Genomic DNA, 1,218 nt, shown 5'->3' with positions numbered 1-1,218 from the left:
ACCCCGGTAGACGATCCTGCCCTATAGTTTGAGCATAGGGGGAGCATATGGGCACACCACGATTTACACCTGAATTTAAGGAAGAAGCCGTCCGACAGATAACGGAACGCGGTTATTCCGTTGCCGAAGTATCTGACCGTCTGGGCGTTTCTGCCCATAGCCTCTACAAGTGGCTACGGGCTATCAAACCGGATAACAGCGAGCAGCATGCCCGGGATTTACTGGAAGCCAAAAGCGAGATCCTGAAACTACGGGCGCAGCTAAAACGTACCGAAGAAGAACGGGATATCCTGAAAAAGGCCGCGCGGTACTTTGCAAGGGAGCCCGACTGAAGTACCGCTTTATCAATGAGCACCGCACTGTATGGGGTGTGATGACAATGTGTCGGGTACTGGATGTCGCCCGGGCCGGGTTCTACGCGTGGCTGCATAACCCGGTCTCGGCACGTGATAAAGATAATCAGCGTCTGCTGACGCTTATCCGTGACTCCTATTCACTGAGCGGAGGCGTATACGGTTACCGGCGGGTTCATGGCGACCTGAACGAAATCGGGGAAACCTGCGGTAAAAACCGGGTGGGCCGTATTATGCAACTGAACCGGATTAAAGCCGTGCGCGGCTATAAAGCGCCGCGTCGTATCGCTGGCAGACCTTCAGTGGTTGCCCCTAATCGCGTGCAGCGGCAGTTTACTGTTGTCCGGGCCAATCAGGTCTGGGTCACCGACATTACTTATATCCGCACCTGGCAGGGCTGGCTGTATCTGGCGGTGGTTATCGATCTCTTCGCCCGTAACGTGGTGGGCTGGTCGATGAAGCCCACTCTCTCACGCGAACTGGCGCTGGATGCACTGATGATGGCGGTCTGGCGACGTAAACCCGACGGCGAGGTCATCGTGCACTCAGACCAGGGAAGCCAGTACGGCAGTGACGACTGGCAGCGCTTCTGCCGGGCTAATAACCTAGTCCCGAGCATGAGCCGGCGTGGCAACTGCTGGGATAATGCGGTGGCCGAATCGTTCTTCAGTTCACTGAAAAAAGAGCGCATCAGGAAGAGAATATACAAAACCCGGGATCTAGCCCGGGCGGATATCTTCGATTACATTGAAGTGTTCTACAACCGGGCCCGGCGCCACAGTCACCTCGGCGGCGTCAGTCCGGAGGCCTTCGAACAGGCCTCGTCGTGAGGACAGAATTTGTCTACGGGCGTGGGGTCAGTCCA

General features: G+C 56.4%; 1 protein-coding gene. It reads left to right on the top strand.

Annotation, left to right across the window (positions count from 1 at the left end; genetic code table 11):
• The first annotated feature begins 47 nt into the window (after positions 1-47).
• Positions 48-1,183 (top strand): IS3 family transposase gene (locus tag FDW98_RS14365; protein WP_201304748.1). Its coding sequence is split into 2 segments (ribosomal slippage): positions 48-294 and positions 294-1,183, totalling 1,137 coding nucleotides; the frame shifts between segments, so codons are not numbered across the junction.
• Positions 1,184-1,218: the final 35 nt, after the last annotated feature.

Source organism: Citrobacter sp. wls711 (genome assembly GCF_005281055.1).
GTDB lineage: Bacteria > Pseudomonadota > Gammaproteobacteria > Enterobacterales > Enterobacteriaceae > Citrobacter > Citrobacter gillenii.
This window is presented reverse-complemented; position numbering and strand designations above follow the sequence as displayed.